We start from the raw sequence: 12,308 nt of genomic DNA, 5'->3' as shown, positions 1-12,308 counted from the left end.
TGGTCTCCCCTCTCCCACCGGGAGAGGGGTCGGGGGTGAGGGAGGCACGAAGCGCGCGCTCCGACTTCCCTCACCCTGCCCTCTCCCGAGGGGAGAGGGTTCGAGCATCACAACACCCCGCGCCGCATCTGGTCGCGTTCGATCGACTCGAACAGGGCCTGGAAATTGCCCTCACCGAAGCCTTCGTTGCCCTTGCGCTGAATGATTTCGAAGAAGATCGGCCCGACCGCGTTCTGGGTAAAGATCTGCAGCAGCTTGCGCTGCTTGGTCTCAGGGTCGGCGTCGATCAGGATCTTGTTGTGGCGCAGGCGCGGCAGGTCCTCGCCGTGGTTGGGCACGCGCAGATCGACCACGTCGAAGTAGGTGTCCGGGGTATCCAGGAACTCGACGCCGGCGGCCTTCATGCGTTCGACCGTGACGTAGATGTCGTCGGTGAAGCAGGCGATGTGCTGGATGCCTTCGCCGTGGTACTGGTTCAGGTACTCGTTGATCTGCGACTTCGGGTCCTGCGACTCGTTCAGCGGAATGCGCACCATGCCGTCCGGTGCGGTCATCGCCTTCGACAGCAAGCCGGTCTTGGCGCCCTTGATGTCGAAGTAGCGGATCTCGCGGAAGTTGAACAGGCGCTGGTAGTACTCGGCCCACTTCTCCATGTTTCCGGCGTAGAGGTTGTGCGTCAGGTGGTCGATGAAGGTGAGACCGAAGCCGGCGGGCATGCGCTCGGCGCCCGGCAGCCACTCGTAGTCGGGGTCGTGGATGGTGCCGACGGCGTCGTAGCGATCGACGATGTAGAGCATGCAGCCGCCGATGCCCTTGATCACCGGTGCCGCCACCGCCTTGGTCAATTCGTCCGCAGGATCGAAGGCTTCGGCGCCGTTCTTCAGCGCCTGCACGCGCACCCATTCGGCGAGCTTGTTGACGCGGATCGCGAATCCGCAGGCGCTCGGGCCATGCTCGGCGGCAAAGCGCGCAGCGAACGAATCCGGATCCTCGTTGACCAGGAAGGTGCAGTCGCCCTGGCGATAGGTCGTGATCGCGCGTGTCCGGTGTTTCGCCACGGCGACGAAACCGAGCTTGCGGATGTAATCGTGCAGGGCGGCGCCCTGACCGGCGGGAGCCGCGAATTCGACGAATTCGAAGCCATCGATGCCCATCGGATTGTCGAAGGTGATGCGGTCGGCGGACGACTGCGGCTGTGCGCTCATGGCGTTGCTCCGGTCAGGTGGCAGGGGGCGGCTGCGGGTGGCGGACACTTTAGTTTCATGTGAAACTATCTGCAAGTGCGCCGCCACCCGCGGGCACGCCGATTGCGACCACGCCGATGCCGAATTCCCCGCTGGAACTGGAACGCTTTCTGCCCTACCAGCTGTCGGTGCTGGCCAACACCATCAGCCAGGCGATCGCGCGCGAGTACGCCGAGCGCTTCGGGTTGGCGGTGACCGAGTGGCGGGTGCTGGCGGTGCTGGGACGTTATGCGGGGCTGTCCGCAGTGGAAGTGGCCGAGCGCACGGCGATGGACAAGGTTGCGGTCAGCCGCGCGGTCAATTCGCTGCTCAAGGCCGGACGCCTGAAACGCGACCTGCACGCCGACGACCGCCGGCGCTCGGTGCTGGCGCTCACGGCCAAGGGTCGCAAGGTGTACGCCGAGGTGGCACCGATGGCGCTGCGCTACGAACGCGAGTTGCTCGCCGTGCTCAGCGCCGAGGAGCGACTGTGGCTGGAACGCATCCTCGGCAAGCTGGTCGGCGAAGGCCACGACGCCCTCGCCCGCGCGGCGGCCTCGCGTCCACGGCCCTGAAACAACAACGGCGGCCGCAGCCGCCGTCGTTGTCGGTCATTGCCTGCAGCGCGTCACTTCACGCCGTGCATCAACTTCTGGATCAACGGCGCAAGCAGGAACAGCACCACGCCAGAGCCCACCAGCGCCCAGAAGCCGAAGGTGTAGCCGCTGAGCGCTGACGCCGTGGTCATGCCGCCTTCGCCGCTGACGTGACCGGCGAAGATGCCGGACAGGTTGTTGCCGATGCCGGTGGAGAGGAACCAGCCGCCCATACCGAAACCAACCAGACGAACCGGCGCCAGCTTGGTCACCATCGACAGACCGATCGGCGACAGGCACAACTCGCCGATCGACTGGATCCAATAGACCGCGAACAGGGTCCAGAACGGGATCTTCAGGGATTGCGGATCGACCATCGAGGACAGCGCCAGCATCAGCAACAGGAAGGCCAGGCCGTTGAACAGCAGTCCGAGGCCGAACTTGCGCGGGATCGACGGATTCCACGAACCCAGCTTGACCCAGATCCACGCGATCACCGGGGCGAGCACGATGATCGCCACCGAGTTCACGCTCTGGAACCACGCCGTCGGGAACACCTGCTCACCGCTCATGCGATAGACGATCTCCTGCAGCCAACCGCTGAAAATGTCGCGATTGACGATCTGGTCAGCGAGGAAGGTGAAGGAACTGCCGGCCTGCTCGAAGAACATCCAGAACAGGATGTTGAAGGCAAAAATAATCAGCATCGCGATCACCTTGTCGCGCGCCACCGCGCCGTTCTTCAGGCCCTCGATGAACAGCATCGCGGCAAGGCCGATGAACATCGCCGTCAACACCATCTGCAGGTTTTCGGCGCCCATCGCCAGCAGGAAGTAGACGACCGGGATCACCACCAACGCACCGACCACGACCGTGACCACGCGCGAGAAGCTCTCGCCACCCGCCGGCGGCTCGCCAATGCCCTTGAGCTGACCGCGTCCGGCCCAGAACCACACCAGCGAGATCAGCATGCCGATGCCGGCGGCGATGAACACGACCTTGTAGGCCGGCAGGGTGTCGCTGCCGAAAATCTTGCGCGCGAGGTATTGCGTCAGCAGCGGCGCGATCATCGCGCCGAGGTTGATGCCCATGTAGAAGATGGTGAAACCGGAATCGCGGCGCTGGTCGTCCTGCGCGTACAGCTTGCCGACCATGGTCGAGATGATCGGCTTGAACATGCCGTTGCCGACGATGATGGTCGCGAGCCCAAGCTTGAAGACGTCCTGGTTGGGCAGCGAGATCATGAACAGGCCAGCGGCCATGAACACCGCTCCGATCAGGATCGAACGCTGATAACCGATGAACTTGTCGGCCACTAGCCCACCGAAGATCGCCCCGGCATAGACCAACGCGAGGTAGGAACCGTAGACCAAACCGGCCGGCTGCTGCCCGGAGGCATCGCCGCCGTAGAACTGAGAGACGATGTACAGCACCAGCGCCCAGCGGATGCCGTAGAACGCGAAGCGCTCCCAGAACTCCGACATGAACAGCATCCACAACGGTTTCGGATGCCCCATGATCTGGTCGAACTGCGGTGGGGCCGGTTGACCCGGAAGTGCTGCTCCGCTCATCAAATCTCTCCTCGAACTGAAACGACACGACGGACGCCGTGCAGGGAAACCCGAAATCCGTCGGGCAAAAAAGTCGCGCAGGTGTAGCGGCGCATCCGGGATGCGTCAAATCTTCTTGGTGTTGCACTGCACCATTCGAACACCCGTTGGCGCAGCCTCGCTCACCGTGCAGCGGCTTCGGCCAGCAGCGGCGCCAGACCGTCGCCGAACCATAGCGCGGCGACCAGCAACAGCCCCGGCACCAGCAGCAGCAATGCGTAGACGCCTGCGGTCAGCAAGCGCGACGGCCACGACATCGGCACCACGTCGAGACTGCGCACGATGTCTTCGGCGTGCGCGATGCGTGCGCTCGCCTGCGCGGTCGGTCCGGCTACCGCTTCCAGCGCATCCAGCGCCAGGCGCAACTTGCGTGCGCGCAGCGCATCCACCGGCATGCCGCCGTGCGCGAGCAAGTGGCGGATGGCGCGCCGATTGAGCAGCAGTCCCTGCGCCTGCCCGAGTTGCAGCAGCACGATCAGGGCCAGGACCATCAGCCCGAACGCCATCGACAAAGCAGCACCGGCGACACACGCGCTCACCAGAAAGGCGACGCGCAGGCCATACCAGCGCGCCGGCAGCATCGCCTGCACGATGTGACCGCCATCCAGCGGCGGCACCGGCACCACGTTGAGATAGTTGATCGCGAGGAACACGCCCGCCGCCTGCAGCAACCAGCCGTCGTCGCGCGCGGCCAGCGCCACCGCCATCAGCACCCAGCCGATCAGAATGCCGGGCAGCGGACCCATCAGCGCCATCCACGCCCGATGCATCGCGCGCGGGTGCGCCTCGTGCCCGACAGTCACGCCGCCGACCAGCGGCAGCGCCAGCATCTGCACGTTGCGATAGCCAAAGGCGCGCATCGCGAAGTAGTGCCCGGCCTCGTGAATCGCAATCACCACCAGCAGGATCAACGCGAACTGCACACCGAACACCACCGTGCCAATCAGCATGAACAGCGCGTTGCTGGCGACGAACAGTAGCCACTGCATGGCCGCGGTCGGCGCGCGTTCGCGGATGCGCGTCGAGGCCTGCGCGATCAACGCCAGACGCGCGCTCGGGATCGGTTCGACATTGGCCGGCCACTTCGGCCGCGACCAGAACGCGCGCAGCGCGCGCAGCGCGAACCCAAGGCGCGGTCGCGCGATGCCGTCGCCGGCCAGCGCCAGATCGCCACGCTGCAGCAGGCGCTCGCGGCGCTGGTTCATCCAGCGGCCGGCGAGATCGACCAGCACGCCATCGCTGCACGCGTCGCTCGCCGCGACGCCGTGCCGGGCGACGAAAGCCGCGTGCGCCTCGACCAGTTGCGGCCATGCTGCGGGAGCGATCAGCTGCGCCGGTTCGGCGTCGGTGGCGGTGATCGCGAAGAACGGATCGCTCGGCTGGCTGACCACGGTGCGGCCGTCGGCCAGACGCGTGGCCAGGTAACAGATGCAGCGGTTCGGCGTTTCGGCCAGGAACATCGGCACCAGGAACACGCACATGCCATCGTCCGCGCGTCGGCAGCACGCCAGCGCGCGCACGTTGGCGGCTTCGATCGGCTGCGGCGTGATCGACAGCCACTGCGGAGCGGAGAAGCCGAGCGTCGCCAGTTCCGCCGCAACCTTGGCGATCACATCCTCGGCGCCGAACAGGGCCGACCAATCACCAGTCACCAGGCGCGCGTCCTGGGCCAGGAATGGCATCGCCAGCATCGCGCGCAGCTGCAGCACGAGTACGATGAACACGATGGCGGCGATGATCGCGATCAGATCGAACATGCAAGGGTTCCGGCGGACTGCTCCGAAGTAGCCGATGCGCGCCGCCGGCGCAAGCGGCGATGCGGCTTGCGCTGCAACCGCGTGGCTTGCTATCAAGCCGGCCTGCCTCGGGAGGGCATGAATGGACACTGTGGCCAGTTTCACCATCGGCTATCGCCAGATCCTCGATCCGGACGGCCGCGTCGTCGACGCGCTGCCGGAATTCGCCAAGGACCCGGCGCTGCTCGTGGACCTGTACCAGCGCATGAGCTTCACCCGCGTCTTCGACACCAAGGCGGTGGCCTTGCAGCGCACCGGCAAGCTCGGCACCTATGCCTCCTGCCTCGGCCACGAGGCAGCGCATATCGCGATCGGCGTGGCGATGAGACCCGAGGACGTGTTCTGCCCGATGTATCGCGAATACGGCGCCCAATTCGTGCGCGGCGTGAAGCCGCGCCACGTGCTGCTGTACTGGGGCGGCGACGAGCGCGGCAACGACTTCACCGGACCGAAGCATGATCTGCCGTGGTGCGTGCCGATCGCGACGCAATGCCTGCATGCGGCCGGGGCCGCGCTCGCGTTCAAGCTGCGCCACGAGCCGCGGGTCGCGGTCAGCGTGGTCGGCGACGGCGGCTCGTCCAAGACCGACTTCTATGCCGCGATCAATTCCGCCGGTGCCTTCACCCTGCCCTACGTTGGCGTGATCGTGAACAACCAGTGGGCGATCTCGGTGCCGCGCAGCGCCCAGACCGGCGCCGAGACGCTGGCGCAGAAAGGCCTCGCCGGCGGACTGCAGTCACTGCAGGTCGATGGCAACGACGTCATCGCCATGCTCGCGGTGATGCAGGAAGCGATCGAGCGCGCGCGCCGCGGTGGCGGCGGCAGCGTGATCGAGGCGGTCACTTATCGCCTGTCCGACCACACCACCGCTGACGACGCGCGTCGCTACCGCGGCGAGGATGAGGTCAAGGAAGCCTGGGCCCGCGAACCGCTGAAGCGTCTGCGCAAGTATCTGGAATCGCTCGGTGCCTGGGACGAGGCGCGCGAACAGGCGTGGAAGGAACAATGCGGGCGCGAGGTCGATGTCGAAGTGAATGCCTATCTGGAAACGAAGTCGCAGCCGATCGAGGCGATCTTCGACTTCCTCTACGCCGAAGCGCCACACGACATCGCCGCGCAGCGCGCGCAAGCGCTCGCCTGGGAGGGCCGCGCGCATGGCTGAGATCACCCTGATCGAAGCGGTGACGCAGGCGCTGGCCTACGAACTGAAGCACGACCCGAGCGTGGTCGTGCTCGGCGAGGACGTCGGTGTCAACGGCGGCGTGTTCCGCGCCACCGCCGGACTGCACGCGCGCTTCGGTTCCGAGCGCATCATCGACACACCGCTCGATGAAACCTCGATCGCCGGGCTTGCGGTCGGCATGGCCTTCCAGGGCATGAAGCCGGTGGCCGAGGCGCAGTTCGACGGTTTCATCTATCCGATGTTCGACCACATCGTCTGCCATGCCGCGCGCATGCGCAATCGCACCCGCGGCCGCCTGCACTGCCCGATGGTGCTGCGCGCACCCTGGGGCGGCGGCATCCGCGCACCGGAACACCATTCCGAAGCGCCGGAAGCGCTGTTCGCGCATATCCCCGGGCTGCGCGTGGTCATCCCCTCGAGCCCGGCGCGCGCCTACGGGCTGCTGCTCGCGGCGATCCGCGACCCGGACCCGGTGATCTTCTTCGAGCCCAAGCGCATCTATCGCCAGTACAAGGAAGACGTGCCGGACGACGGCGAGGCGCTGCCGCTCGATGTCTGCTTCGTGCTGCGCGATGGCAGCGATCTCACCCTGGTGACCTGGGGCGCACACGTCAAGGAAACACTGGAGGCCGCCGATGCGCTGGCGCAGGAGGGCATCGCTGCCGAAGTGATCGACGTCGCCACGGTGAAGCCGCTCGACTTCGACACCATCCACGAATCGGTGAAGAAAACCGGTCGTTGCGTGATCGTGCACGAGGCTGCACGCAGCGGCGGCATCGGCGCCGAGATCGCCGCGCAACTCGCCGAGAAGGCGATGTTCGACCTGGTCGCACCGGTCGAACGCGTCACCGGATACGACACGCCGATGCCGCTGTTCCGCCTCGAAATGAAATACCTTCCGAGCGTCGACCGCATCCTTGCGGCGGCGAGAAAGACGCTGGCCTACCGTTGAGCCGGAGAGCACCCATGAGCACGACCAAGGATTTCCATCTGCCCGACCTCGGCGAAGGCCTGCCCGATGCCGAGATCGTTGAATGGCTGGTGAAAGAGGGCGACAAGGTACTGCTCGACCAGCCGATGGTGTCGATGGAGACAGCGAAGGCGGTGGTCGAAGTACCGTCGCCGTTCTCGGGCGTTGTCACGAAGCTGCATGGCCAGGCCGGCGACGTGATCGACACCGGCGCGCCGCTCGCGACCTTCGAGGTCGACCCCAGCCTGCCGCAGCGTGCCGAGGCCGAGGACACCGGGCATCATCATGCACCGAAGGCGAAGAGCCCCTCACCCCCAACCTCGATTCCCTCACCCCCAACCCCTCTCCCGGGGGGAGAGGGGAGCAGAGCCGATGCCGGCACTGTGGTTGGGGCGATGCAGGCCAGCGACGAGGTCAAGCACGAAACGGTGATCGCGATCGGCGGCATCAAGGCGATGCCGGCGGTGCGCGCGCTGGCGAAGAAGCTCGGCATCGACCTGGCTCGCGTGCGCGCGAGCGGCCCGGACGGCGTGATCTCGATGCAGGACGTCAAGACTGCGGCCGCGAATCCGGCCAGTCTCAGCCCCGCACACCCAGCCACAGCGACTGCGGTCGTTGCACCCGTTCCTGCCTTGCTCCCCTCTCCCCCCGGGAGAGGGGCTGGGGGTGAGGGTGCTTTCGCATCCGACCCGCGCTCCCTCGCCGGCAAACCCGTGCGCACCACGCCACCGAACGTGCAGGCCTCCGGCCAGCCGGAACCGATCCGCGGCGTGCGTCGCAACATGGCGCGGATCATGGCCGAGGCGCATGCCCAGGTGGTACCGACCACGCTCTGCGACGATGCCGACCTGCACGCGTGGACGCCCGGCAACGACATCACCGCGCGATTGATCCGCGCCATCGTCGCCGCCTGCAAGGCCGAACCGGCGCTCAATGCCTGGTTCGACATGGCGAACAGCACGCGCACCCTGCATTCTCGCGTCGATGTCGGCATTGCCGTCGACACGCCCGAGGGCCTGCTGGTGCCGGTGCTGCGCAATGCCGACATGCTCGATGCCCGCATGATCCGCGAAGGCGTGAACCGCCTGCGCGCGCAGGTCGAGGACCGCTCGATCGCCGCCGATGAGCTGAAGGGTTACACCATCTCCCTGTCCAACTTCGGCATGTACGCCGGCCGCTACGCCACCCCGGTGATCGTGCCGCCCTGCGTCGCCATCGTCGCCGCCGGCAAGGGCCGCCACCAACTGGTGCCGGTCATGGGCGGCATCGAAACCCACAAGGTGCTGCCACTCTCCCTCACCTTCGACCACCGCGCCTGCACCGGCGGCGAGGCGGCGCGATTCCTGAAGGTGATGCTCGACGACCTGGCGCGCGCGAACTGACGTCCGCGCGCCGGGACGCGGCGCGTTTGTTCACCTCGGCCTGCTTTGCAGCGCGAAACGGCTCTTGCACACTCGCCGCATGTGCCCGCTTGCGGTTCGATCCTTCGTGCTTGGTTTGTGCCTGCTGGCCGGACCGTTGCTGGCTGCGACCGGCATCGACTGGACCGACGAGGAGCGCACCTACCTGCAGGCCAAGGGCACGATCCGCTTCTGTGTCGACCCCGACTGGCCGCCGCTGGAACAGATCGACGCGCAGGGTCGACATGTCGGCATGGCGGCCGACTTTCTTGCATTGATGGCAAGCCGTGGGCAACTGACGCTGGAACTGGTGGCGACCGCCGACTGGACGCAAAGCCTGGAGCGCGTGCAGCGCGGCGACTGCGATCTGCTGTCGCTCGCCAATGCCACGCCCGAACGCGAGGTCTATCTGGGCTTTACCCGTCCCTACCTGGAACTGCCGATCGTGGTGGTGACGCGCGCCGACGTGCAGCACATCGCCAGCATCGTTCAGGTCGCCGATCGCCCGCTCGGCATCCTCAAGGGTTTCGCGGCGCAAGAGCTGTTCCGCGCCAAGTATCCCGGCATCCGCCTGGTCGAGATCGACAGCTACGCCAACGGCTTCGGACGCGTGCAGTCCGGCGAGTTGTTCGGCGTGCTCGGCAACATGGCCAGCATGGGCCACCTGCTGCAGCAGAATAAGGTGCTGGACCTGAAGATCGCCGGTTGGACCGGCGAGCAGGCACAGTTGGGCATCGCGACGCGCAAGGACGAACCGATGCTCGCGCAGGTGTTCGACAAGCTGGTGCAGTCGATCGGCCCGCGCGATACCCAGGCGATCATGAACCGCTGGCTGGCGGTGCGCTTCGAGCAGGGCTTCGACTACCGGCTGTTCTGGCGCACGCTGATCATCGCTGCTCTGGTCGCCGGTCTGATCCTGCTCTGGGCGATCACGCTGCGGCGACTGAACCGGCGCCTGCGCGATGCCAATGCCAGGCTCGCCGAAGCCAATCGCCGCGACGCCCTGACCGGGCTGCACAACCGCATCCACCTCGATCACGAACTGCCATTGCGCTTGCGCCTGTGCAGCCGCAATCAGCTGGGCCTGACGGTTGCGATGGTCGACGTCGACCACTTCAAGCACATCAACGACAGCTTCGGCCACCCCTTTGGCGATGCCTCGCTGCAACACGTGGCGCGGCTGCTGGCGCAGAGCTTTCGTCGCGAGAGCGATCTGGTCGCGCGCTACGGCGGCGAGGAGTTCATCGTGGTGATCGTTGGTACCACTGCGGACGAGGCAATGGCACAGCTCGAAGCCTTCCGTGGTCTGGTCCAGCGCAGCCCGATCCTGTTCGCTGGCGAGCAAGCCGGTCTGACCGTGAGCATCGGCCTGCACGCCGGCGTGCCGCTCGCCAGTGAAACGCCGGAGCGACTGATCCAGCTCGCCGACGCCGCGCTCTACCAGGCCAAGCGCGAAGGCCGCGACCGCGTCGTGCTCAGCGACGCAGCCGTGTCGGGAATCGTGGCCTGAACCGCGGCCGGGAACTCAGGGCAAGACGCCGCGCCGGGGCTTGGCCGCAGCAGCCTTGGCCGACTTCGGCTTCAGCGCGTCGCGGTGCATCAGCACCGCGACGACCAGGGTCAGCACTTCGACCAGCACGATGAAGCCGTAGACGATCCAGGTCAGCGCACTGCCGCCTCCATCGAACAGCCGGCCCACCGCCGGCAGCAGCAACTCGCCGGCGAAGATCAGCACGAAGGTGGCGAGGAAGGCGACCAGGAAAGCGATGCCGAAGCGGAAGCCGGCAGTCATGATCGCGGCCCACACGAACACGCCGCGTTCCTGCTTCCAGCGCACGACCTCCTGGAAGGTCGAGCCGAGCAGGGCCGCGAACATCGCGGCCAGTGCCCAGTGCAGGTCGGTGCGCACGATCCATTGCCAGGCTTCGGCGAACGCCTGCTGCGGCGTGTCGACGCGATCGGCGCCGCCGGGATTGAACACGACCGCGAGGGCCATGGCGCCGACGATCAGCAGCATCCAGAACAGCAACAGCACCGTGCCGCCGGCACTCTTGCGAAAGCTCTTGCACGAAATCACGAAGCGCGAGAGGAACCAACCGACCACGAAGATCGCGAGGAACTCGCTCGCGAACGGCAGCACCAGCAGCCACGGCGGCGGGTCGAAGCGGTGGATCGCGCGCGCCAGCAGCCCGTAGACGATGACCAGCAACACCACGCGAACCGCCACGCTGACGAGGTCCGAGCGCTGCGAGCGCACGAACTCGCGATCGAACTCGGCCTCGCTGTAGCCGCCGAGCTCGCGGCGCTGCTCGGCTTCCGACTGCGGCAATTTCGGTTCACGGGCCATGGCGCGAGTTCATCGCATGTCACGGCCCCGGGCAAGCGGTTCAGTCAAACCCGTTGCCGAACAGGAATTCGCGGTTCTCGAACGCACCGAGATCCACTGCAGCACCGTTGACCCGCGCTGCGCCGTCGAGATCGCTGCTGCCGAGACCACCGGCAGCCCCGACCGAGCCGGTGCCGGCATCGATCAGCGGCGATCCGGCGGTGAGACGCCAGTCGCCGGCTGCAACGAATTGCGGATCAACCGATACGGTGCCGACATGCCCGGCCGGAAGCCACGCCGCCGGCACGTGGCCGATGTTGTTCTGGTGCATGGTCAGCACCGCGCTTGCGCTGTAGCTGGACGGGTAGAGGTCCACGGTGCTGCCGCCCACTGACGCCCCGCCGCTATTGCCCCAGACGATGTTGTTGCTCAGATCGACGATGGCGTTGCCGTACAGCTCCATTTTCCAGCCACTGGTGTAAGCGAGGCCAATCATGGAATTGGCGACGACCGTGTTGTTCTGCACATACGCATGGCCATTACCCATGCTGATCGCACCGGCTGCGTTGCCGTTCAGCGTGCTGTTGCCGGCAATCAGGTTGTTGCGAAACGTCAGGGTGCCGGAACTTTGGATGCTCGGACCTGCGGCGCTGATCGAACTGCTGTTGTCGCGGAACACACAGTGCTCAATGCGCCCAACGGCCTGCACCGATACCTGTTGGAACTGGAGACTGGCCGGAGTGGCGCCGGCGCCACCATCAGAATTTCCGCCATGGGCAATGGTGAGGTGGTCGATCGCGATCGTGTGGGCAGCGTTCGACGAATTCAGGTTCATCACGTGCAGCACGTCGCGCTGATCGATGCCAGTGAGCAAGGTGGCGCCGGCGCCGAGCGTTCGAGCAACGCACCCTGCCCCGTTCCATCCTCCCGACAACACCAGGCTATTGTCGGCGTCGCTGGGGTCGGCCTCGTAGCGGAAACCGCCGACGGGTGCCGTAAAACTGCCGCTACGCACGCGAACGTCGTCGTTGGCGCCGTTGCTGTCGGCAGCATCGAGTGCCGCGGCCAGTTCGGCGCTATTGGCAACGCAGAACGTCGCGGCTTGCACCGGAAACTGGGCGGTCAGCGCGAGCGCGAGCAGGGTGATTCTGGATGTCATGGCGGAGTCCTCGGGTGGGTGTCTCCGTTCTGTACGAAGTCCGGT

General features: G+C 66.2%; 10 protein-coding genes. 5 read left to right on the top strand and 5 right to left on the bottom strand.

The genetic code is table 11. The features are described 5' to 3' along the window. Positions 1–107 precede the first annotated feature (107 nt). Positions 108–1,205, bottom strand: coding sequence for a 4-hydroxyphenylpyruvate dioxygenase (gene hppD, locus IPG63_09280; protein MBK6727435.1), 1,098 nt, complete (start codon positions 1,203–1,205; stop codon positions 108–110). A 116-nt stretch (positions 1,206–1,321) separates the two neighbouring features. On the opposite strand from hppD, the gene IPG63_09275 reads away from it, so the two are divergent. Next, a complete protein-coding gene (locus IPG63_09275; protein MBK6727434.1) occupies positions 1,322–1,798 on the top strand; it encodes a winged helix-turn-helix transcriptional regulator in 477 nt (158 codons plus the stop codon). 53 nt (positions 1,799–1,851) lie between these two features. Here the strand turns inward: IPG63_09275 and IPG63_09270 are convergent, their stop codons facing one another. Beyond that, positions 1,852–3,390, bottom strand: a complete 1,539-nt coding sequence (locus IPG63_09270) for an MFS transporter (protein MBK6727433.1) — start codon at positions 3,388–3,390, stop codon at positions 1,852–1,854. A 161-nt stretch (positions 3,391–3,551) separates the two neighbouring features. After that, complete coding sequence (locus IPG63_09265) at positions 3,552–5,186, bottom strand: site-2 protease family protein (GenBank protein ID MBK6727432.1); 1,635 nt, start codon at positions 5,184–5,186, stop codon at positions 3,552–3,554. A 121-nt stretch (positions 5,187–5,307) separates the two neighbouring features. Between IPG63_09265 and pdhA the strand changes: the two genes are divergently transcribed. The 4 genes from pdhA to IPG63_09245 all read left to right on the top strand — a co-directional run bounded on the left by pdhA (position 5,308) and on the right by IPG63_09245 (position 10,288). After that, the gene (gene pdhA / locus IPG63_09260) at positions 5,308–6,387 is read left to right on the top strand and encodes a pyruvate dehydrogenase (acetyl-transferring) E1 component subunit alpha (protein ID MBK6727431.1); all 1,080 of its coding nucleotides are present in this window, start codon (positions 5,308–5,310) and stop codon (positions 6,385–6,387) included. After that, complete coding sequence (locus IPG63_09255) at positions 6,380–7,360, top strand: alpha-ketoacid dehydrogenase subunit beta (protein MBK6727430.1); 981 nt, start codon at positions 6,380–6,382, stop codon at positions 7,358–7,360. The genes pdhA and IPG63_09255 overlap by 8 nt, the downstream gene beginning before the upstream one ends. 14 nt (positions 7,361–7,374) lie before the next feature. Then, positions 7,375–8,760, top strand: coding sequence for a 2-oxo acid dehydrogenase subunit E2 (locus IPG63_09250; protein MBK6727429.1), 1,386 nt, complete (start codon positions 7,375–7,377; stop codon positions 8,758–8,760). Between the two features lie 106 nt (positions 8,761–8,866). Continuing rightward, on the top strand, positions 8,867–10,288 hold the full coding sequence (locus tag IPG63_09245) for a diguanylate cyclase (protein ID MBK6727428.1): 1,422 nt from the start codon (positions 8,867–8,869) through the stop codon (positions 10,286–10,288). A 15-nt stretch (positions 10,289–10,303) separates the two neighbouring features. On the opposite strand, the gene IPG63_09240 is transcribed toward IPG63_09245, so the two are convergent. Together IPG63_09240 and IPG63_09235 are read right to left on the bottom strand one after the other, a co-directional pair. Beyond that, on the bottom strand, positions 10,304–11,125 hold the full coding sequence (locus IPG63_09240) for a hypothetical protein (GenBank protein MBK6727427.1): 822 nt from the start codon (positions 11,123–11,125) through the stop codon (positions 10,304–10,306). Positions 11,126–11,165: 40 nt separating this feature from the next. Further along, the gene (locus IPG63_09235; GenBank protein ID MBK6727426.1) at positions 11,166–12,263 is read right to left on the bottom strand and encodes a hypothetical protein; all 1,098 of its coding nucleotides are present in this window, start codon (positions 12,261–12,263) and stop codon (positions 11,166–11,168) included. Between the last annotated feature and the right edge of the window lie 45 nt (positions 12,264–12,308).

Source organism: Lysobacterales bacterium (assembly GCA_016703225.1).
GTDB lineage: Bacteria > Pseudomonadota > Gammaproteobacteria > Xanthomonadales > Ahniellaceae > JADKHK01.
This window is presented reverse-complemented; position numbering and strand designations above follow the sequence as displayed.

Coding starts and splice junctions, on each gene's coding strand:
- IPG63_09235 (MBK6727426.1), bottom strand. CDS start 12,263: ATGACATCCAGAATCACCCTGCTCGCGCTCGCGCTGACCGCCCAGTTT.
- IPG63_09265 (MBK6727432.1), bottom strand. CDS start 5,186: ATGTTCGATCTGATCGCGATCATCGCCGCCATCGTGTTCATCGTACTC.
- hppD (MBK6727435.1), bottom strand. CDS start 1,205: ATGAGCGCACAGCCGCAGTCGTCCGCCGACCGCATCACCTTCGACAAT.
- pdhA (MBK6727431.1), top strand. CDS start 5,308: ATGGACACTGTGGCCAGTTTCACCATCGGCTATCGCCAGATCCTCGAT.
- IPG63_09240 (MBK6727427.1), bottom strand. CDS start 11,125: ATGGCCCGTGAACCGAAATTGCCGCAGTCGGAAGCCGAGCAGCGCCGC.
- IPG63_09250 (MBK6727429.1), top strand. CDS start 7,375: ATGAGCACGACCAAGGATTTCCATCTGCCCGACCTCGGCGAAGGCCTG.
- IPG63_09275 (MBK6727434.1), top strand. CDS start 1,322: ATGCCGAATTCCCCGCTGGAACTGGAACGCTTTCTGCCCTACCAGCTG.
- IPG63_09255 (MBK6727430.1), top strand. CDS start 6,380: ATGGCTGAGATCACCCTGATCGAAGCGGTGACGCAGGCGCTGGCCTAC.
- IPG63_09270 (MBK6727433.1), bottom strand. CDS start 3,390: ATGAGCGGAGCAGCACTTCCGGGTCAACCGGCCCCACCGCAGTTCGAC.